Origin of the sequence: Aeromonas sp. QDB39, from assembly GCF_027707585.1 — a bacterium.
In the GTDB taxonomy this organism is placed as follows: domain Bacteria; phylum Pseudomonadota; class Gammaproteobacteria; order Enterobacterales; family Aeromonadaceae; genus Aeromonas; species Aeromonas hydrophila.
Window position 1 is genome coordinate 1 of the sequence record NZ_JAPCIV010000017.1, and the last position, 15,651, is coordinate 15,651.

The window sequence follows — 15,651 nt, forward strand, 5'->3', positions numbered from 1 at the left end:
GCGGTAGTTCAGTCGGTTAGAATACCGGCCTGTCACGCCGGGGGTCGCGGGTTCGAGTCCCGTCCGCTCCGCCACTAATTTGAAAGGCCTTCCCTGATGGGAAGGCCTTTTTGCTATCTGGTTTTGGCGAATGAAATAAGGAAACAAAGGACCACAGACAGGGCTGCGACTTGCCACTGGCAACTCGGTCCCTGTCTGTTGTCCTTTGTGCTTGAGCCGGACTCAGTCCGTCTCCCCGTCCGCTCCGCCACTACTTAAGAAGCCGAGTCTAACGACTGGGCTTTTTTTCGTTTGATTCCCTCTGTATTACCCCTTCTCCCTCTTTATATCCTGCGGATTTATCACGCTATGGGTGTTGTGCCTCAAGGCTTTCCATCGGGGATGGGGTTCGGCATACAATGCGCCTTTGGTGTCAGATGGGAGTCCCCCTATGTTTTGTCCGCGTTGTGGTTCTGGATCGCTGCAACAGCACAGCGAGAAAGAGTTTGCCTGTGGCTGTGGTTTTCACTATTTCCAGAATGTGGCGTCGGCCGTGATGGCGGCGCTGTGCTGGCAGGACGAGCTGCTGGTCGCGGTGCGGGCCCGGGATCCCGGCCGGGGCTTGCTGGATCTGCCGGGCGGCTTCGTCGATCCAGGCGAATCGCTGGAGGAAGCCTTGGTAAGGGAGCTCAAGGAGGAACTGGGACTGGATCTGACGGGGGAGACGCCGCGCTACCTGGGCTCCTATGCCAACGTCTATCCCTATGACGAGGTGACCTATCACACCTGCGACACCGTCTTTCTGCTGGAGTTGGCGCACAAGCCTTTGGTGGTAGCGGCCGACGATGTGGCCGCCTGTGAGTGGCGCAAGCTGGCCGGGATTTCGCCCACCGAGTTTGCCTTCCGTTCCACGGGTGCAGCCATCGGCCAGCTGCAAAGATTGCGGGGATGAGTACCTGCCTCACAGCTTTCGAACGAGGCGACCAGATGGCTGAGCTGGAATAAGGGGCTAGCCCGGCAGGTGGAGGGTGACGATCAGGCCGCCCTCTTCACCGTTTCTGGCGTCGACCCGTCCGCCCTGGGCCTGGATCGCCTTGCGGGTGATGGCCAGGCCCAGCCCATAACCCTTGCCTGCTGCGGGGGAACCGATCCGCACGAAGGGATCGAAGATGCTGGAGAGCTTGCTCTCATCCACACCCATTCCCTGATCCGCTACCTCGACGATAAACTCATCGCCCTGCCGCATCAGGGTCAGGCGGATAGTCTGGCCCGCTTGCGAGAAGCGCAAGGCATTGCGCAGCACGTTGTCGAGGGCCCGGCGGATCAGCTCCGCCTGTCCGCAGACTGTATATTCCTGGGTCTCATCCACCCAGGTTTTGATCTCGACGCCCATGTGCTGCGCCTCGTAGCGGGCATCGCTCACCACGGCGTCGACCAGCCCCTGCAGATCGTAATACTCCTCGCCGTCCCGCTCGCCATGGCCGGCACGGGTGAGGGTCAGCAGTTCGCCGATCATCTTGTCCATGCGCTGGGTCTCGAGCTGGATCCGCTCGAGGGATCCCTCGATCCTGACCGGATCCTGCTGGGCGAGGCCGATGGCCAGCTGCAGCCTGGCAAGGGGGGAGCGCAGCTCGTGGGAGACGTCGTGCAGCAGCTGCTCGCGGCTCTCTACCAGCAGTTGCAACCGCTCGGCCATGGCATCGAAGTCGCGGGCCGCATCGCTGATCTCGTCGTGGCGCCGCCGCATGGCGGGGTAGAGGCGCACTGCCAGATCCCCCTGGGCGAGGCGCTCGAATCCCTGCCGGAAGCGGTTCATGGGGCGGGTCAGGTGCCAGGCGAGCAGGGCGCTGAAGAAGAGGCCGCCAAGCCCGCCGATCCACCACATGGGTGGTGGCATGTTGAGCCAGTTGCGGCGGGGCTGGGGTGGTGCCAGCAACTGCTGCAGGCCGGCACTGTCGTAGTCGAGCCGGTAGTGCCGGCCATCGGCTCCCAGCAGGATGCGGTCGTCCTGTGTTGTGGATGGCTCTGCAGCGATCGGTTCAAGCTGCAGCAGCCTTCGCTCCTGGGCCGGCCAGCTGGCCTGCAGGGCCGCAACCGCAGCCGGTCCCTGCCGCTGCAACAGGCTGGCGGCGGCTGCCAGCTGACGTTCGGCCAGCTGGTTTGCCATCCGCTGCTCTGGCGGCCCTTCGTGGCGATAGAGGCTGAACGCCACCCACAGCAGCTGGCTCATCATGATGATGGTGAACCAGAAGCCGAACAGGATCTTCCAGAACAGGCGCCCCTTGAGGATCATGCCAGCCGGTATCCTATGCTGCGCACCGTCTCGATGCCGATGGCTTCCCCCGCCAGGGCCTGCAGCTTCTGGCGGATGTTGCAGATGTGCACGTCGACGCTGCGATCATAGGGCTCGCGCGGGCGGCCGAGCCCGTGCAGGGAGAGCTCATCCTTGCTGACCACCCGCTCTGGGGATCGCAGCAGCAGTTCCAGCAGGTTGAACTCGGTGGCGGTCAACTCCAGCGGCTGCGCCTGCCAGTGACACTGACGGCTGGCGGGGGAGAGCACCAGCTCACCAAGGCGCAGACCCTGCTCTTTGCCCGGATGGGCGGGGGCTGGCTCGACCCGGCGCAGCACAGCCCTCAGCCTGGCCACCAGTTCCCGCGGGTAGCAGGGCTTGGGCACATAGTCATCGGCCCCCATCTCCAGCCCGATCACCCGATCGATGTTGTCCCCCTTGGCGGTGAGCATGATGACGGGGATCCGGCTGTCGCGGCGGATGTGGCGCAGCACCTCGCTGCCATTCAGATCAGGCAGCATGATGTCGAGCACCACGGCGGCATAGTTGCCGGAGAGGGCGTGCTGCACGCCGCTCTTGCCGGTCAGCACATGAGTGGTGGCAAAGCCTTCGCCAGCTAGGTATTCGCTCAGCATGGTGCCAAGCTCCAGATCATCGTCCACCAGCAGGATCTTCATCGCTCTTCTCCGTCTCGGGTTGGCGCCATTTTCCCGTGTCCGTCTCCGCCTGACAGCTGCTTTTACGCAATCCTTACACTGCCCTGCAAGAGGCTTAACCGGACATTGGAGTAGATTGCCCGGGTCTGTTTCAGCCAAGGATATCCGCGATGGCCCGTGCCCGTCTCCTCGTTGTTTGCCTGCTGCTACCCGCCCTGGTGCTGGTCGGTGCCGGCTGGCTGTTGCTGCCTTCCACTGCCGCACCAACCGCCTCGTTCATCACCGCCCCGGTCGAGCGGCGGGAGCTGGAGCAGAGCGTGCTGGCCGACGGCACCCTGCAGGCCCAGAAGCTGGTGAGCGTGGGGGCGCAGGTGTCGGGGCAGATCAAGGCGCTGCATGTGGCGCTGGGGGATCAGGTGAAGCAGGGCGATCTGCTGGTCGAGATCGACGATCTCACCCAGCAGAACGCCCTCAAGGATACCGAAGCCGCTCTCGACAACGTGCAGGCCCAGCTGGCCTCGCGTCGGGCAACTCTGCGCAACAACCTGCTGGCCTTCGAGCGCCAGCGCAAGGTGCTGGCTCGGGGATTGGGCAGCCAGGCCGACTACGACAGTGCGGAGGCGACCCTGACGGCGACCCGCGCCGACATCCGGGCGCTGACGGCGCAAGCGGTGCAGGCCCATATCGCGGTCGACACCGCCAAAGTGAATCTGGGCTACACCCGCATCGTCTCCCCCATGGCGGGCACCATAGTGGCGATCCCGGTGGAGCAGGGGCAGACGGTCAACGCGGTGCAGAGCACCCCGACCATGGTCAAGGTGGCACGGCTCGACACCATGACGGTGGAGGCGCAGATCTCGGAGGCGGACGTGATCAGGGTGAAGGCCGGTCTGCCCAGCTATTTCACCGTGTTGGGGGCGCCCGAGCAGCGCTACCAGGCCCGTCTGCGTGCCATCGAGCCCGCCCCCGACACCATCAACGACGACACGACCTGCAGCAGTTCGACCAGCACGGCCGTCTACTACCACGGTCTGTTCGAGGTGGAGAACCCTGAAGGGGCTCTGCGCATCGGCATGACGGCCCAGGTGCACATAGTGCTGGCGACCGAGCGCAACGCCCTGGTGATCCCGGCCATCGCCCTGAGCGGTGACAGGGTGCAGGTAGTGGATGGTGCGGGCCAGCCCCAATGGCGGCAGGTGAAGGTGGGCCTCAACAACAAGGTGGATGCCCAGATCCTGGCGGGGTTGGCCGCCGGGGAGGCCGTGGTGGTGAGCCAGCTGACGGCCCAGCACCAGCAGAGCGGGCGAATGGGCCCGCCAATGGGGATGTGACCATGAGGGAACCATTGCTGCAACTGAGCGGGATCCGCCGCCATTTTGGTGACGGGGAGCGGCGCGTCGAGGTGCTTAAGGGCATCGATCTGACCATAGCGCGGGGCGAGATGGTGGCCATCGTCGGCGCCTCCGGCTCCGGCAAATCGACCCTGCTCAATATTCTGGGCTGCCTCGATCAGCCGAGCGAGGGTAGCTATCGGGTGGCCGGACGGGAGACGAGCCGGCTGACGGCCGATGCGCTGGCGACCCTGCGCCGCGAGCACTTCGGCTTCATCTTTCAGCGCTACCACCTGCTGGGGGATCTCAGTGCCCGCGACAACGTGGCGCTGCCCGCCCTCTATGCCGGGTTGGCCGGCGATGCGCGCAAGGCGAGGGCCGAGAGCCTGCTGCAGCGGCTCGGGCTCGGCAGCCGACTCGACTACAAGCCGAGCCAGCTCTCCGGCGGCCAGCAGCAGCGGGTCAGCATTGCCCGTGCCCTCATCAACGGCGGTCAGGTGATCCTGGCGGACGAGCCGACCGGCGCCCTCGACAGCCAGAGCGGGGCCGAGGTGCTCGACATCCTGGGCGCGCTCCATCGGCAGGGCCACACGCTGGTGCTGGTGACCCACGACATGGCGATCGCCGAACAGGCCGAGCGGATCATCGAGCTCAAAGATGGCGAGGTGGTGGCCGACCGTTGTCGCGAGCCGGCATCGCCGTCTCCTGCGCCAACGACTCCCCGTGCCGACACAGGAGGGCGCGGCGGTCTGGCCGGGCGGCTCGGCGCCGCCTTCAAGATGGCGCTGCTGGCCATGCAGGCCCAGCGCATGCGCACCTTCCTCACCATGCTCGGCATCATCATCGGCATCGCCGCCGTGGTGTCGGTGGTGGCGCTGGGACGCGGCTCCCAGCAGCAGGTGCTGGCCAACATCAATGCCATGGGCACCAGCACCCTGGAGATCTTCCCCGGCAGCGGCTTCGGTGATCGGCGGGCCGAGGCGGTCCAGACCCTCAGGGTGGAGGATGCCGAGGCCCTGACCAGGCTCGGTTATGTGCACAGCGTGACCCCCAGTCTGGCCACCAGCGTCACCCTGCGTCGGGGCAGCCAGGCGGTGCTGGGCTCGGTGAACGGGGTGGGGGAGCAGTTCTTCCAAGTGCGTGGCTACCGACTGCTGCAGGGCATGCTGTTCGATGCCGCCAGCGTGAGCGCTCTGGCGCAGGAGGTGGTGATCGACGAGAACAGCCTGGCGCGCCTGTTCGGTGCGGGGGAGTCGCCGCTCGGTCAGGTGATCCTGCTGGGGAGCCTGCCGTGCCGGGTGATCGGGGTGGTGGCCCGCAATCAGAGCGGCTTTGGCAGCGACGAGAACCTCAACGTCTGGATCCCCCATACCACGGCCATGACGCGGATGCTGGGCCAGAGCTACCTGCGCAGCATCAGCGTGCGGGTGCAGGACGAGGTGGCGCTGGCCGCCGCCGAGGATGGTATCAGCCGCTTGCTGCGTGAACGGCACGGCGCTCAGGATTTCTTCGTGCTCAACACCGACAGCATCCGCCAGGCGATCACCAGCACCAATGCCACCCTGACCCTGCTGATCGCCATGATTGCGCTCATCTCCCTGGTGGTGGGTGGCATCGGGGTGATGAACATCATGCTGGTGTCGGTGAGCGAGCGCACCCGCGAGATCGGCGTGCGGATGGCGGTGGGGGCCAGAACCGGCGACATACTGCAGCAGTTCTTGATCGAGGCGGTGCTGGTCTGCCTGCTGGGCGGGGCGGCCGGGGTGCTGCTCTCCCTGCTGATCGGCGTCTTGTTCGAGCATTTCAGCAGCCAGTTCACCCTGAGCTACTCCCTGGACGCCGTGCTGATGGCCTTCTTCTGCTCCAGCCTCATCGGCGTGCTGTTTGGCTTCTTCCCGGCGCGGCGGGCGGCGCGGATGGACCCCATCCACGCACTGGAGCGGGAGTAGGCTCTCTCTTCGGCGCCCGCGGCGCCACCCCATTCGCCGGCGCTGCCGAGGGCTCATCCCGCCTCGGTGGCCTGGCGAGTTGGCCGGACGGCACCCTGTGCCAGTCCGGCAGCCTGAACCGTGTCATCGACGTGACACAGCCTGCTCTGCGCGGGTTTTCAACCGGGCCCCTGGCCCGGTTCTTTTTCCCATGCGAAAAAAAGGCGCCACCCGAGGGAGACGCCTGAAAGGTCAAACCTTGCGGTTTGCGGACCAACGGAACCAAGACTTCACACACATCACACTCTCAGCACTTCTGGCAGGCTCAGCCCTGCCACTTGCCTCCTTCCACTATCACGTCATTGGGATCGGTATCGGCGCTCAGTTTGTCGCGCACATACTGGTCGTAGAGTTTCAGCAGGTACTTCTCTTCCCCCAGCTTGGCGAGACGGTCGTTGACCCAGTCCCGCAGCTCGATATTGCCCTTCTTCACCGCCGGCGCGATGGGGTCTTCCGAGCCCAACTTCTCGGGCAGCACCCGATAGCCTGGGTTCTCCTTGGCCCAGCTGAACAGCACCAGGTTGTCCTGGGCATAGGCGTCGCCACGGCCCTGAGCCAGCGCCTGCAGGGATTCGGTGTTCTTCTCGAACTTGAGCACCTTCCAGTCCGGGTGGTTGCGGGTCAGCCAGATGTCGGCCGTGGTGCCGGTGGTGACGATCAGGGTCTTGCTGGCCAGGTCATCGAGCTGCTTGGCCGGGCTCCCTTGTGGCACCAGCACCTGCACCGCGACTCGCAGGTTCGGGTTGGTGAAGTCCACCACCTGCCGCCGCTCCGGGGTCACCGTCATGTTGGCGAGGATGAGGTCCACCTTGTCGCTCTGCAGGAAGGGGATGCGGCTGGCGGGCTCTACCGCCACGAACTCGACCTTGTTCTCGTCCCCCAGCAGATCCTTGGCGAAACGGCGACCGAGGTCGGTGTCAAAGCCGACGTAGTTGCCCTTCTCGTCCACATAGCCAAACGGGGGCTTGTCGGTGAAGACGCCGACGATGAGCTTGTCACGCGCCTTGATCTTGTCGAGAGAACCGTCCGCCGCATGGGCGGCGCCGCTGGCGAGACCCAGTCCCAACAAGGCACTGAACAGAACCGAGGTGATTTTTTTCATGCTGACTCCTTTCGTTTGATGACATTGGTATAAGAAAACTTGGCGAGGAACTGGCGCGCACGCTGGCTGCGCGGGTTCTCGAAAAATTGGTGGGGGGCGGCCTGCTCCAGAATGTGGCCGCCGTCCATGAAGACGATGCGATCCGCCACCGCCTGGGCGAACGCCAGCTCGTGGGTGACGATGAGCAGGGTCATGCCGCTGCCGGCGAGATCGCGGATCACCTCCAGCACCTCCTGCACCATCTCGGGATCCAGCGCAGCGGTCACCTCGTCAAACAGCATCACCTGCGGGTTCATGCACAGGGCCCGCACGATGGCGATGCGCTGCTGCTGGCCGCCGGAGAGCTGGCGTGGATAGTCATGGCGCCGCTCCCACAGACCGATGCGGGTCAGCAGCTGCTCGGCTTGCAGCAGGGCCTCCTGCCGCTCTCGTTTTTGCACCTGAAGGGGGCCGAGCAGCACGTTCTCCAGCACCGTCAGGTTGGGGAAGAGGTGATAGCTCTGGAACACCATGCCGATGCGCTGGCGCAGCCGCTGCCAGTCGGTGCTGGCATTCAGCCGCTCTCCATCGAAGCGAATGTCGCCCCCCTGAATCGGTTCGAGCCCGTTGAGGGTGCGCAGCAAGGTGCTCTTGCCGCAGCCGCTCGGTCCCAGGATGACGATCACTTCCCCGGCGTGCACCGTGAGGCTGACCTCGTCCAGTACCCGGTTTTGGCCGAATTGTTTGCTGACAGCATTGAGCTCAAGCAGAGGTGTCATACCGCATTACCCCATTGTTGCTCCAGCCGGCGCGAGGCGAGCGAGAGCGGATAGCAGACCAGAAAGAAAAACAGGAACAGCAGACCGTAGATAAGCAACGAGCCATAGGTGCGCTCGATGATCTGCTGGCCCACCTTGATCACCTCCACCACCCCGATCAGCACCGCCAGCGAGCTGGTCTTGATGATGCGGGTGTAGATGTTGATGGTCGGCGGCGTCAGCCGTTGCAGCGCCTGGGGCAGCAGCACGTGGCGATAGAGCTGCCAGCGGGAGAGCCCGAGCGCCAGGCCGGCCTCCTGCTGGCCGCGGGCGAGGGACTTGAGACCGCCGCGCACCACTTCACCCACCTCGCTGGCGCCCCAGAGGGCCAGCACCAGCACGGCGCACCAGAAGGCAGGGATGTCTACGCCAAAGAAGATCGGCAGCCCGAAGAAGAAGAGGTAGAGCCAGACCAGCACGGGGACCACCCGAAACAGCTCCAGATAGACCCGCAACACTCCCCGAGTCAGCTTTCCCCCCTGCTGGGCCAGCACGCCGTAACCGACTCCGCCCAGGGTGGCGAACAGGATGGCGAGCAGCGAGATGGCGAGGGTCTGACCCGCGCCCACCGCCAGCAGCGGCAGCGCCTGCGTCAGCTGCTCAGTGACCGGACTGGCCATATTGATCCCTCCTTTCTGGTGCATGGGTGGCGAATGACGGTGGCTGCAGGACGATCGATGCCTGCATCAGTGGCTCAGTGACCGGACTGACCATATTGATCCCTCCTTTCCTGCACCTCGGTGACGAGTGATAGCGGTAGCAGGACGATCGATGCCTGCATCAGCGATTCAGTGACCGAACTGACCATGTTGCAGCCTCCTTTCAACGACGCGCAGGGCAAGGGACAGCGGCAGAAAGATCAGCACGCACATCAAGGTCAGCACCGCCAGCATCTCGTAGGTCTTGTAGTAGAGGGCGATGTAGTTCTTGGTGGTGTAGAGCAGTTCCGGCACCGCCACCGCCGAGGCCACCGTGGTCTCTTTCAGCAGAAAGATGAAGTTGGCAAACAGCGCCGGCAGGCTGGCAAGCCAGGCCTGGGGCAGCTGCACGTGGCGCAGCAGCTGCCAGCGAGAGAGGCCGATGGCTCGCCCGGCCTCCAGCTGGCTGGTGGGTACGGCCTGCACCCCGGCCCGCAGCGCCTCGGTCAGGTAGCCACCGCCGAGGAAGGTCATGGCGATCACCGCCGTGGCAAAGCCCGACAGCGACAGGCCGAGCGCCGGCAGCCCGAAATAGAGAAAGAACAGCTGGATCAAGAGCGGCGTGTTGCGGGCCAGCTCCACATAGGCGCGGATCACCCCGTTCAGCCAGGGCTTGTGCAGGCTTTGCAGCGTCACATTGAGCAGCGCCACGGTGAGCGAGGTGAGGATCACGATGGCGCCGAGCTGCAGGGTGACCCAGACCGATTGGCCGAACGCCGGCAGGGTGGTGAGAACAAAGGACCAGTCGAAGCTCATGCCGGGATCCTCCCGTCGCGGCGCAGCCGCTGGGGCACGACCGTGATGGCGTCCGGGTACTTGATGCCGGCGCCGGTGTTGAGCACCACCACCTGCTCGCCCCCCTGGATCCAGCCCGCTTCCCGCAACTGGCGGGCGGCGGCGAAGGCGGCCGCCCCTTCCGGGCAGACGAAGCAGCCCTCCTGGGAGGCGAGTTGACGCAGCTCGCGCTGGATGGCGCCATCTTCCACCGCGACGGCGCAGCCCTCGGTGCGATAGAGGGCGTCCAGCACCAGAAAATCCCCCAGCGCCTTGGGCACGTTGATGCCGAACGCCAGGGTCTGGGAGTCGGGCCAGAAGCGCGACTCGCGCTCTCCCTGCTGCCAGGCCTGGACGATGGGGGCGCAGCCGCTCGCCTGCACCGCCACCAGTCGCGGCAGTGGCCCCTGCACCCAGCCCAGCTCCTGCAATTCCCGCAGCGCCTTGTAGATGCCGATGAGGCCGACCCCGCCGCCGGTGGGGTAGAGGATCACGTCCGGCAGGGTCCAGCCGAGTTGCTCGGCGATTTCAAACCCCATGGTCTTCTTGCCCTCGATGCGATAGGGCTCCTTGAGGGTGGAGGCATCGAACAGCCCCTGCTGCGCCACCGCTTCGGCCACCTGGCGACCGGCGTCGCTGATGAGGCCGTCCACCAGATAGAGGCGGGCACCGGCCAGGGCGCTCTCCAGTCTTGTGATGGCGGGGGCCGCCTGCGGCTGGACTATGGTGCTGCGCAAGCCGGCGCGGGCACCGTAGAGTGCCCAAGCCGCGCCGGCGTTGCCGTTGGTGGGCATGGCGAAGTGGGTGACGCCGAGTTCGCGGGCGCGGGAGACGCCGACCGCGGCGCCGCGGGCCTTGAAGGAGCCGGTGGGGGTGAGGCTCTCATCCTTCATCCAGAGATCCGGAATGCCGACCTGTTTGCCGAGGCGCGGCAGCGGCAACAGCGGGGTGAAGCCTTCCCCCAGGGTGACCACCTGGGCGGGGTCGCGCACCGGCAGCAGCTCGTGGTAGCGCCACAGGCTGGCGGGGCGTCCCAGCAGGGCGGCCGGATGCCAGGCCTGCTTCAGGGCCTCGAGGTCGTAGCTGGCCAGCAAGGGGGCGCCGACCGGGCTCAGCTGCTGGGGCTGATCGGCATCCACAATCTCGCCGGACTTGCTGCAACGCAGATGTGATAGGTAACTGTACGGCATGCTTTATCCTGAATGAGTCGAGATGGTCAGTCGCTTATTCCATCCTGTGACCCAAGTGCCGGATAACAAACAAAATAAACTGGCAAACCTAAGCGAAAAAATTCATATGACTCCGATTGGTCAGGGTTGTGGCGGTTGCCCGTTCATGTCGCCTGGTCACCCGCTGGGGGGTTGGGCCGTCCGGCACTCTTTGCTAACCTGCCCGCTTCACCCGAAATCGCAGGGAGCCGCATCGATGCGAGCCATTGTCAGCCTGCTGGCCCTGTCACTGCTGTGTGCATGCAGTGGCCAGTCAACCAAAGAGGATGCCATGTCAGGGAAAGCGCGCCTTCACTACCCCGTCACCCGTCAGGGTGAGCAGGTGGATCACTACTTCGGCCAGGCCGTGGCCGACCCCTATCGCTGGCTGGAGGATGATCGCAGCCCCGAGACCGAGGCCTGGGTCAAGACCCAGAATGCCGTGACCCGGGACTACCTGGCACAGATCCCGTATCGTGCCGCCATCAAGGAGAAGCTGGCCTCTTCCTGGAACTATGCCAAGGAGGGGGCGCCGTTTCGTGAGGGACGCTACCACTACTTCTTCAAGAACGACGGCCTGCAGAACCAGAACGTGCTGTGGCGCCAGCTGGAGGGCAAGCCGGCCGAGGTGTTCCTCGATCCCAATACCCTCAGCCCCGACGGCACCACGGCGCTGGATCAGCTGAGCTTCTCCCGCGATGGCCGCATCCTGGCCTACTCCTTGTCGCTGGCCGGCAGCGACTGGCGCGAGATCCACCTGATGGACGTGGAAAGCAAGCAGCCGCTGGAGGCGCCCCTCAAGGACGTGAAGTTCAGCGGCATCAGCTGGCTCGGCAACGAGGGGTTCTTCTACTCGAGCTACGACAAGCCGGATGGCAGCGAGCTGTCGGCCAAGACCGATCAGCACAAGGTCTATTTCCACCGGCTCGGCACGGTGCAGGAGGATGACCGGCTGGTGTTCGGCGCCATTCCTGCCCAGCACCACCGCTACGTGGGGGCGACCGTCACCGAGGATGACCGCTTCCTGCTCATCTCGGCGGCGAACTCCACCTCCGGCAACCGCCTCTATGTGAAGGATCTGAGCCAGGAGAACGCGCCGCTGCTGACGGTGCAGGGGGATCTGGATGCGGACGTGAGCCTGGTGGACAACAAGGGCAGCACGCTTTATTTGCTGACCAACCGGGACGCCCCCAACCGCCGGCTGGTGACGGTGGATGCCGCCAACCCGGGGCCGGCCCGCTGGCGTGATCTCATCCCCGAGCGTCAGCAGGTGCTGACGGTGCACAGCGGCAGCTGCTATCTGTTCGCCGAGTACATGGTGGATGCCACCGCCCGGGTCGAACAGTTCGACTACGAAGGCAAGCGGGTGCGCGAGGTGGCGCTGCCCGGCCTTGGCAGCGTCAGCGGCTTCAACGGCAAGCACGATGATCCCGCCCTCTACTTCGGCTTCGAGAACTATGCCCAGCCGCCCACTCTCTACCGGTTCGAGCCAAAAAGCGGCGCCATCAGCCTCTATCGCGCCTCGGCGGCGCCGTTCAAGCCAGCGGATTACGTCTCCGAGCAGCGCTTCTACCAGAGCAAGGACGGCACCCGGGTGCCGCTCATCATCAGCTACCGCAAGGGGCTGAAACTCGATGGCAGCAACCCGACCATCCTCTACGGCTACGGCGGCTTCGACGTGAGCCTGACTCCGAGCTTCAGCGTGTCGGTGGCCAACTGGCTGGATCTGGGGGGCGTCTATGCGGTGGCCAACCTGCGCGGGGGCGGCGAGTACGGCCAGGCCTGGCACCTGGCGGGCACCAGGATGAACAAGCAGAACGTGTTCGACGACTTCATCGCGGCGGCCGAGTATCTCAAGGCCGAGGGCTACACCCGCACCGAGCGGCTGGCGATCCGCGGTGGCTCCAACGGCGGTCTGCTGGTGGGGGCGGTAATGACCCAGCGGCCGGATCTGATGCGGGTCGCCTTGCCGGCGGTGGGGGTGCTCGACATGTTGCGCTACCACACCTTCACCGCCGGAGCGGGCTGGGCCTATGACTACGGCACCAGTGCCGACAGCGAGGCGATGTTCGACTACCTGAAGGGCTACTCGCCTCTGCACAACGTCCGGCCCGGGGTCAGCTACCCCTCGACCCTGGTGACCACGGCGGATCACGACGATCGGGTGGTGCCGGCTCACTCCTTCAAGTTTGCTGCCACTCTGCAGGCCGACAATGGCGGCCCCCGTCCCCAGCTCATCCGCATCGAGACCAATGCCGGGCACGGGGCGGGCACGCCGGTGGCGAAGCTGATCGAGCAGAGTGCGGACATCTATGCCTTCACCCTGTACGAGATGGGCTATCAGCAGTTGCCGCGTCAGCCTTGATCCGGGCGAGAGGGGCGCCAGCCATCCACTATCATCAGGGCCCTGCGGGGCCCTTTTCATTGCCGCGCGTTGGCAGGGCTGCGCTGGCAGCACTAGCTGCGACCATCCCTGTCTCGCCGCTGGCCCGTTTTGGCAGACGGGCCCCATCTGTCATCCCCCCGGTGGTATAGTCAGCAACAAGATCCGCATTCAAGGAGTCCATCGTGAAGAAGATCATCTACATCCTGCTGGGGTTGGCGCTGGCGGCCGTGGTGGCCATCGCCGCCCTGGTGTCCCTCATCGATCCCAATCAGTTCAAGCCCCAGCTGGTGGAGCAGGTGCGCAAGAGCACCGGTCGCGAGCTGGTGATGGAGGGGGCGATCGGCTGGCGTTTCTGGCCAAGCCTCGGCCTCTCCCTCGAGCAGGTGGCGCTGCGCAACCCCGCCGGCTTTGCCGAGCCCGACCTGGTGCGTTTCACGCGCGGGGAGGCCTCGGTGGGCCTGTTGCCGCTGCTCTCCCACAAGCTTGAGATCGGCAAGGTGACCCTGAGCGGCGCCCATCTGTTTATCCAGACCAAGGCTGACGGCAGCTCCAACCTGAGCGATCTGCTCAAGGCCTCCGCCGAGCCCAAGGGGGAGGCGACGACCTCCGAGCCCGCCGCAACGACGCCCCCGCCCGCCAGTGACAAGCAGCCCTGGCAGATCAGTCTGCAAGGGGTGGCGCTGCAACAGGCCAGCGCCCTGCTGCAGGACGATCGTAGCGGCACCGTCTCCCGCCTCGAACAGCTGGACCTGAACCTGGGCCAGCTGGCCGTGGATCAATGGGTGCCGGTGACCCTGGCCGCCAAGGGAGCCCAGGGTGAGCTGGCGTTTGATCTCAAGGGGTCGGCCCAGCTCAAGCTGGCGCCCGATGCCAGCCGCAGCGAGCTGAAAGACGTCGCGCTGGCGGGGAGCCTGAGCGAACCGACCCAGCGGCTGGATGCCTTCTCCCTGAAGGCCGACCGGCTGGCACTGGGGCAGTGGAGCAGCCTCACCCTCAGTCTGCAGGGGGCACAGGGGGCGGCGGACAAACCGACCCTGGCCGGAACCCTGGAGGGAACGCTCAAGGCGCGGCTCGATGAAAACCGGCAACTGCTGGAGATATCGGATGCCGTGCTGGCCGCCAAGCTCAGCGGCGATGCCCTGCCGCGCCCGCAGATGCAGGTGAAGTTGGCGGGCTTTGCCCGCGCCGAGCTGGGCAAACAGGCTGTCACCCTCAGCAACCTGGTGATGGGGGTGGATGACGCCCTGCTGAGCGGCAACGGCAGCGTGCAGCTGGGTGCCGTGCCCAAGGTGGAGTTCGACCTCAAGGGGGAGAAGCTGGATCTCGACAGTTGGCTCGGTCAGCCGGCCAAGGCGGCGCCTGCGACCGCCACCTCGGGCGCCGCCGCGCCGGCCGGAGCACAGGCGCAGACCGCCGCGCCCGCCGCCAAGGCGCTCTCCACGGCCGAACCGGATCTTACCGCCCTCAAGGCGGTGGACCTGGCTGGCCGACTGCAACTGGGCAGCCTGCGCCTCAAGGGGCTGGATCTGAGCGCCGTCGATCTGCAACTGGCCCTGGCCGGTGGTCAGCTCACCCTCAAGCAGTTCAGCGCCGGCGTGGCCGGCGGCCAGGTGACCGCCAGCGGCGTGCTCGATGCCCGTCAGCTACCGGCCCGCTATCAGGTGCACAAGCGGGTGCAGGGGGTCGATGTGCGGCCGCTGCTGCAGACCCTGGCCCAGACCGACCTGCTGGAAGGCAAGGGGGATCTGGAGGTCGAGGCACAGGGCTCAGGACTCTCCGAGCAGGCGCTGCGCAGCCGGATGCAGGGCAAGGTGAGCCTCAGACTGAGCGACGGTGCCCTGCACGGCATCAACTTGGCGGAGATGATCCGCGAGGCGCGGGCCACCCTGACCGGCAAGGGGGCGGATCAGGTGAAGGAGGTGCGCAAGACCGACTTCAGCGCGCTCACCGCCAGCTTCCGGATTGCCGACGGGGTTGCCAGGAGCGACGACATCCAGCTGTTTGCCCCCGCCCTGCGGGTGAAGGGGCAGGGCCAGACCGCCTTGGTGCCGGAGACCCTCGACTTCCTGTTCCTCACCTCTGTGGTGGAGAGCAGCAAGGGGCAGGGGGGCAAGACGGTGGACGAGCTCAAGGACATCACCATACCGGTGCGCATCGGCGGCCACTGGCAGGCGCCGAGCTACCGGCTCGACGTGAAGGAATTGCTCAGCAACAACAAACTGCTGGAGGATAAGGCCCGCAAGGAGGCCGAGCGCGGTCTCAAGAAGCTGCTGGGTGACAAGGCCGACAACGAAGGGGTAAAGGGGGTGGCCGACCAGCTGCTCAAGGGCTTGTTCAAATAGCCCCAGCCTTTCGCGTTATCGCCATGCAGAGCCCGCCCCGTGCGGGCTCTGTGCATTTTTGGCTGCGCTTGTGCAAGGTGTGGAAGTTCAATGCAGT

At 65.5% G+C, this 15,651-nt stretch carries 12 protein-coding genes; 5 read left to right on the top strand and 7 right to left on the bottom strand.

Features of this window, described 5'->3' with window-relative positions; translation table 11 throughout:
- Positions 1–430 precede the first annotated feature (430 nt).
- A complete protein-coding gene (locus PG899_RS11560; RefSeq protein ID WP_077096133.1) occupies positions 431–931 on the top strand; it encodes an NUDIX domain-containing protein in 501 nt (166 codons plus the stop codon).
- Between the two features lie 57 nt (positions 932–988).
- On the opposite strand, the gene PG899_RS11565 is transcribed toward PG899_RS11560, so the two are convergent.
- Positions 989–2,272, bottom strand: a complete 1,284-nt coding sequence (locus tag PG899_RS11565) for a HAMP domain-containing sensor histidine kinase (RefSeq protein ID WP_179101398.1) — start codon at positions 2,270–2,272, stop codon at positions 989–991.
- Positions 2,269–2,949: a response regulator transcription factor gene (locus PG899_RS11570; protein WP_077096132.1), complete on the bottom strand. Its 681-nt coding sequence runs from the start codon at positions 2,947–2,949 to the stop codon at positions 2,269–2,271. Before PG899_RS11570 ends, PG899_RS11565 begins: the two co-directional genes overlap by 4 nt.
- 149 nt (positions 2,950–3,098) lie before the next feature.
- Between PG899_RS11570 and PG899_RS11575 the strand changes: the two genes are divergently transcribed.
- The gene (locus tag PG899_RS11575; RefSeq protein ID WP_077096131.1) at positions 3,099–4,259 is read left to right on the top strand and encodes an efflux RND transporter periplasmic adaptor subunit; all 1,161 of its coding nucleotides are present in this window, start codon (positions 3,099–3,101) and stop codon (positions 4,257–4,259) included.
- A gap of 2 nt (positions 4,260–4,261) precedes the next feature.
- Positions 4,262–6,208, top strand: coding sequence for a MacB family efflux pump subunit (locus tag PG899_RS11580; protein WP_077096130.1), 1,947 nt, complete (start codon positions 4,262–4,264; stop codon positions 6,206–6,208).
- Positions 6,209–6,512: 304 nt separating this feature from the next.
- On the opposite strand, the gene PG899_RS11585 is transcribed toward PG899_RS11580, so the two are convergent.
- The 5 genes from PG899_RS11585 to PG899_RS11605 all read right to left on the bottom strand — a co-directional run bounded on the left by PG899_RS11585 (position 6,513) and on the right by PG899_RS11605 (position 10,808).
- Complete coding sequence (locus PG899_RS11585) at positions 6,513–7,349, bottom strand: transporter substrate-binding domain-containing protein (RefSeq protein WP_011704713.1); 837 nt, start codon at positions 7,347–7,349, stop codon at positions 6,513–6,515.
- Complete coding sequence (locus PG899_RS11590; protein WP_077096129.1) at positions 7,346–8,107, bottom strand: amino acid ABC transporter ATP-binding protein; 762 nt, start codon at positions 8,105–8,107, stop codon at positions 7,346–7,348. Before PG899_RS11590 ends, PG899_RS11585 begins: the two co-directional genes overlap by 4 nt.
- Entirely contained in the window at positions 8,104–8,766 is a 663-nt protein-coding gene (locus PG899_RS11595) for an amino acid ABC transporter permease (protein ID WP_077096128.1), read from the bottom strand. Before PG899_RS11595 ends, PG899_RS11590 begins: the two co-directional genes overlap by 4 nt.
- 168 nt (positions 8,767–8,934) lie before the next feature.
- On the bottom strand, positions 8,935–9,600 hold the full coding sequence (locus PG899_RS11600) for an amino acid ABC transporter permease (RefSeq protein WP_077096127.1): 666 nt from the start codon (positions 9,598–9,600) through the stop codon (positions 8,935–8,937).
- Positions 9,597–10,808 carry a threonine synthase gene (locus PG899_RS11605; RefSeq protein ID WP_077096126.1) on the bottom strand — a complete coding sequence of 404 codons (1,212 nt, stop codon included), beginning with the start codon at positions 10,806–10,808 and terminating at the stop codon, positions 9,597–9,599. The genes PG899_RS11600 and PG899_RS11605 overlap by 4 nt, the downstream gene beginning before the upstream one ends.
- A 235-nt stretch (positions 10,809–11,043) precedes the next feature.
- On the opposite strand from PG899_RS11605, the gene PG899_RS11610 reads away from it, so the two are divergent.
- Positions 11,044–13,191: a prolyl oligopeptidase family serine peptidase gene (locus tag PG899_RS11610; RefSeq protein ID WP_077096125.1), complete on the top strand. Its 2,148-nt coding sequence runs from the start codon at positions 11,044–11,046 to the stop codon at positions 13,189–13,191.
- Positions 13,192–13,394: 203 nt separating this feature from the next.
- Entirely contained in the window at positions 13,395–15,554 is a 2,160-nt protein-coding gene (locus PG899_RS11615) for an AsmA family protein (protein ID WP_252411297.1), read from the top strand.
- The last annotated feature ends 97 nt before the right edge of the window (positions 15,555–15,651 follow it).

Excerpts from the sequence above, each read along its gene's own strand:
- PG899_RS11605 (WP_077096126.1), bottom strand. The coding sequence starts at position 10,808 with ATGCCGTACAGTTACCTATCACATCTGCGTTGCAGCAAGTCCGGCGAG.
- PG899_RS11575 (WP_077096131.1), top strand. The coding sequence starts at position 3,099 with ATGGCCCGTGCCCGTCTCCTCGTTGTTTGCCTGCTGCTACCCGCCCTG.
- PG899_RS11565 (WP_179101398.1), bottom strand. The coding sequence starts at position 2,272 with ATGATCCTCAAGGGGCGCCTGTTCTGGAAGATCCTGTTCGGCTTCTGG.
- PG899_RS11580 (WP_077096130.1), top strand. The coding sequence starts at position 4,262 with ATGAGGGAACCATTGCTGCAACTGAGCGGGATCCGCCGCCATTTTGGT.
- PG899_RS11560 (WP_077096133.1), top strand. The coding sequence starts at position 431 with ATGTTTTGTCCGCGTTGTGGTTCTGGATCGCTGCAACAGCACAGCGAG.
- PG899_RS11610 (WP_077096125.1), top strand. The coding sequence starts at position 11,044 with ATGCGAGCCATTGTCAGCCTGCTGGCCCTGTCACTGCTGTGTGCATGC.
- PG899_RS11590 (WP_077096129.1), bottom strand. The coding sequence starts at position 8,107 with ATGACACCTCTGCTTGAGCTCAATGCTGTCAGCAAACAATTCGGCCAA.
- PG899_RS11595 (WP_077096128.1), bottom strand. The coding sequence starts at position 8,766 with ATGGCCAGTCCGGTCACTGAGCAGCTGACGCAGGCGCTGCCGCTGCTG.
- PG899_RS11585 (WP_011704713.1), bottom strand. The coding sequence starts at position 7,349 with ATGAAAAAAATCACCTCGGTTCTGTTCAGTGCCTTGTTGGGACTGGGT.
- PG899_RS11600 (WP_077096127.1), bottom strand. The coding sequence starts at position 9,600 with ATGAGCTTCGACTGGTCCTTTGTTCTCACCACCCTGCCGGCGTTCGGC.
- PG899_RS11570 (WP_077096132.1), bottom strand. The coding sequence starts at position 2,949 with ATGAAGATCCTGCTGGTGGACGATGATCTGGAGCTTGGCACCATGCTG.